The sequence below is a fragment of the Bacteroidia bacterium genome, assembly GCA_025056095.1.
In the GTDB taxonomy this organism is placed as follows: Bacteria; Bacteroidota; Bacteroidia; order JANWVE01; family JANWVE01; genus JANWVE01.
Genome location: JANWVW010000232.1, coordinates 1 through 4,366 on the forward strand (window position 1 = coordinate 1; position 4,366 = coordinate 4,366).

The following is a 4,366-nucleotide window of genomic DNA, read 5'->3' on the forward strand; positions in this document are numbered from 1 at the left end:
TGGCGTCGTCGTTGTTTGTGTGTTTTGTTTGCCCCCCGCCCCCCCCGTATTTTTCTTCCCTCGGGGGGGGGGGGGGGGGCCCCCCCGCAGCACCGAAGCGAAGCGCAGCCCGTAGCACGCCGACCTTGCTCACACAAGCGCAAGCGAAGTGTGGGCAAGGGCACGCCCAAAAAAATATCACCAACATAAAAACAAACCAAGCTTTTGTACAAAAAGCAGAGGGAGTTTGAATGGCGCTTTCCCTCTGCTTATGAACTGTATTTGAAAAAGATACACTCACACAGGAATGCCTTTTAGCATTTTATTCCAATACAAGTATGGCAATATGTGTTTTTTGAGTATCCATAATCGCCAATGGGGCTTGTATGACTTACTAATAAGCATCATTTTGAGTTTAGGGTCAGGTGTGAATTCATTTTTGTAATTGAATTCAGCTAGTACCATTTCACCATAGCCTGTGGTCAAAGGACAAGAGGAGTAGCCTTCATAGCCAAAGTTTTGAACGGGCTTACCTTCTAAGAAAGAAATAATGTTGTCTACTACCACAGGGACTTGCTTACGTATAGCTGCACCTGTTTTTGCAGTAGGTAGAGCCGCTGCATCGCCCAAACTGAATACATTAGGATAGCGGTTATGTTGTAAGCTATTGATGTTTACATCAACCCAGCCTTGTGCGTTGGTCAAGCCCGATTCTTTAACAAACTTATGAGTAGTTTGAGGGGGCGCTAAATGCAAAAAGTCAAAAGGTACTTCAATCGTATCTTGGTCTAACTTATTTACTTTGAATACAGGTGGATTTTCATCTACATACTTGTTAGGTGTAGCCAACACATTTTTGAAAGTAACTGTTTTTCGAGTACTGTCTATTTTGATTGGCGCCAATCCTAGTTTGAGATGTATCTTGTACTCTTCAACTTTTTTCAATAAGCTCTCCGCTATGATTTTAACTCCGAATATAACCGAACCTGGCATTACAAGCATAATGTTGTGGGGTTGAGCTAGTTTCTTTCTGCGCAGATAGTCTGCAGACAAATAGGCTGCTTTTTGAGGTGCTCCCCCACATTTAATAGGTGTGTTCGATTGGGTAAATATCAGGTTACCCCCTTGAAATTTCTGAAGCAGTTCCCATGTTTTATTCGGATCAACATAGTTGCTACATACTATACCTTTGTCCAAAGCCTCTTGCAAACCTTCTATCAAGCTGTTGTCAAATATTACGCCTGTGGCAACAACCAACACGTCATATTTGATTTTACCTTGTTTTCTTAGAATTACTTCGTTGTTATCAGGTGAGATGTGTTCAGCAAAGTCTTTGATCCATGTTGTACCTTTGGGAATGTAGTCCGCTTCATCTCTGACGCACTTTTCTAGTTTATATGTTCCTGCACCTACTAGTGTATAAGCAGGTTGATAGTAATGCTTTTCAGAAGGCTCTACAATGGCTATGTCCAAATCCGCTTTTGTTCTTTTTAAGGTAGCCGCTAGCATGATGCCCGCAGTACCACCCCCTAGTATCACAACTTGATGACGCTTGGCTTCCATATCTTTATGACTTATTTATTTCAATATTCGTATTATTTTATCCATTTTTCAGTAACAAAAGTTACATAACTATTAAGAGCATCCCAAGCTATGCAAAAAAATCAACATCTTTTTACAGGATACTAACCCTAATCTACGTTTTATTTGTATGCCTATTAAGATTTATCTGCTATGACTTGACTAACATTAACTTTTTTACTATCTTTGCAAAAAATTGTCTTATTATAGTCAAAAAAACTAAATAAGTAGCTTGTTTCTTTTTCGTACAACTGAATAAAATTTCAACCTTAACATTCATGCAACTAACTGAAAAAGAACTAAACAAGAAAACCTTATCAGAACTAAAAAAGCTTGCCGCAGAAGCAGGACATAAAGTGAGCGCAAATGTCCGAAAAGCGGAATTAGTACAACTTATCTTATCCACTAACAAAGATAAACCACAGATGTCTGAACCGAAAACAGAAGTACTTCCCGAAGTACAAAACAAAAGTACCGAGCACACAGGTACCGAAGAGAGTAAAAAAGTCAAATCCAAAAAAAGTAAAGAAAAAACCAGCTCCGTGGAACAAAACTTAGTCCAAGCTGAACCTCAAACAGAGCATAAAGAACCTGAAACTGAAAAACTACAAAAAGCGCCTATCCTCAAAATAGAACGGACTAAAGTAAAAAATTTACTTATAGAAGAGGTTAAAAACGAAACCAGCTCTACTTCGCAGGTTACAGAAAACCAACCTAAAACTGAAATAGCAGCTGCGCCTGAACCTCAAACTCAAAATAATAATACCAAACCTACACTTATTGGCGTATTTAATACCATAGAAACGGCTATTCGTTATACAGGAGTTGCAGACATAATGAGTGATGGTTCAGCATACTTGCGATCTGCTGAATACAACTATTTTCCTTCACCAGATGATGTGTATGTGCATCCTAGCCAAGTACGCGCTTTGGGCTTAAAACAAGGCGATACTGTTTTTGGTGCAGTTCGAGCGCCGCGTGAGGGAGAAAGAAGCTACACTTTAATGCGTGCGGAAAAAATCAATGGTAAATCTATTGAAGAGATTAAAGACCGAGTCAACTTTGATCACCTAACACCTACTTATCCAAATGAAAAACTAAATCTCATAACCACCCCTGATGAATACAGTACTCGCATACTTGACCTATTCTGCCCAATTGGCAAAGGACAAAGGGGCTTAATTGTAGCACAACCTAAAACAGGTAAAACTATTTTACTCCAAAAAATTGCCAATGCTATTGTACAAAATCATCCCGAAGTATATCTCATCATCTTACTTGTAGATGAGCGCCCCGAAGAGGTTACAGACATGAAGCAAAATGTAAAAGCAGAAATTATAAGCTCTACTTTTGACGAAAGTGCAGAGCATCACGCACAAGTAGCTAACTTTGTGTTAGAAAAAGCAAAAAGATTAGTAGAGTGCGGACATGATGTAGTAATCTTATTAGACTCAATTACCCGCTTAGCGCGGGCGTACAATACAATTACACCCAGCACAGGGCGAGTATTATCAGGGGGCGTAGAAGCTACTGCACTCTATAAACCTAAACGATTCTTCGGCGCAGCACGAAAAATCATCAATGGTGGAAGCTTGACTATTATCGCTACCGCTTTGATTGACACAGGTAGCCGAATGGACGAATACATTTTCGAAGAATTCAAAGGTACAGGCAACATGGAATTACAACTAGACAGGCGATTAGCCAACCGCCGTATATTCCCTGCTATTGATTTATTAGCTTCGTCTACTCGGAGAGAAGACATGCTTTTAGATAAGGCTACCTTACAAAATATGTGGCTGCTTCGCAATTACTTTGCAGACCATACGCCCGTAGAAGCTATGGAAAAGATTTTAGATATCATGCGAAGAACTCGCAACAACGAAGAACTCTTTATGATGATGAAGAACATAACGGTATGATATTACGCGCCGAACATTTATTTAAGCAATACAAAAAACGCTTAGTAGTCAATGATGTAAGCTTGCAAGTAGCACAAGGTGAGATTGTAGGTTTATTAGGTCCCAACGGTGCGGGAAAAACGACTTCTTTTTACATGATTGTTGGTTTAGTTAAACCCAATAGCGGAAGAATTTTTTTGGATGACAAAGAAATCACTCATTTACCCATGTACAAAAGGGCTAAGCTAGGCGTAGGATATTTAGCTCAAGAACCTTCTGTATTTAGACATTTAACCGTAGAGCAAAACATAATGTCAGTTTTAGAAATGCGCCGCGATATTCCCAAAAAAGAAGCTAAACAAATTGTAGATGAGCTTATTGAGGAATTTAATCTCACTAAGGTACGCAAAAGCTTGGGAATAGTTCTTTCAGGTGGGGAGCGCAGGCGTACAGAAATTGCTCGGGCTTTGGCTGTAAAACCTAAATTTATTCTTTTAGACGAACCTTTTGCGGGCGTGGACCCTGTGCAGGTCGGTGAAATTCAGCAGGTAGTAGCTAAATTAAAAGATAAAAACATTGGTATTTTGATTACAGACCATAATGTGAGAGAAACCTTATCTATTACTGAACGGGCTTACATTCTTACAGAAGGCAGAATTCTCACACAAGGTAGAACCGAAGACATAGTAAATGACCCTGTAGCGCGCAAAGCTTATCTTACTGACAAGGTTAGTGAAGATTTGCTTCGTTTGTTGCAAAAAAATAATCAGGTAAAGAGTGAGTAAAAGCTATTTTTAGTGAATGAAGAGTAGATAGTTTTTTTGGATATTTTTTATTTTTTGGGCGTGCCCTTGCCCACACTTCGCTTGCGCTTGTGTGGGCAAGGTCGGCGTGCTACGGGCTAC

General features: G+C 39.7%; 3 protein-coding genes. 2 read left to right on the forward strand and 1 reads right to left on the reverse strand.

Annotation, left to right across the window (positions count from 1 at the left end; translation table 11 throughout):
* Positions 1-276: 276 nt before the first annotated feature.
* Positions 277-1,542: an NAD(P)/FAD-dependent oxidoreductase gene (locus NZ519_12540; GenBank protein MCS7029582.1), complete on the reverse strand. Its 1,266-nt coding sequence runs from the start codon at positions 1,540-1,542 to the stop codon at positions 277-279.
* Between the two features lie 296 nt (positions 1,543-1,838).
* On the opposite strand from NZ519_12540, the gene rho reads away from it, so the two are divergent.
* Both rho and lptB read left to right on the forward strand, forming a co-directional pair.
* Positions 1,839-3,482, forward strand: coding sequence for a transcription termination factor Rho (gene rho, locus NZ519_12545; protein ID MCS7029583.1), 1,644 nt, complete (start codon positions 1,839-1,841; stop codon positions 3,480-3,482).
* Positions 3,479-4,246: an LPS export ABC transporter ATP-binding protein gene (gene lptB, locus NZ519_12550; GenBank protein MCS7029584.1), complete on the forward strand. Its 768-nt coding sequence runs from the start codon at positions 3,479-3,481 to the stop codon at positions 4,244-4,246. Before rho ends, lptB begins: the two co-directional genes overlap by 4 nt.
* Positions 4,247-4,366: the final 120 nt, after the last annotated feature.

Excerpts from the sequence above, each read along its gene's own strand:
- lptB (MCS7029584.1), top strand. The coding sequence starts at position 3,479 with ATGATATTACGCGCCGAACATTTATTTAAGCAATACAAAAAACGCTTA.
- rho (MCS7029583.1), top strand. The coding sequence starts at position 1,839 with ATGCAACTAACTGAAAAAGAACTAAACAAGAAAACCTTATCAGAACTA.
- NZ519_12540 (MCS7029582.1), bottom strand. The coding sequence starts at position 1,542 with ATGGAAGCCAAGCGTCATCAAGTTGTGATACTAGGGGGTGGTACTGCG.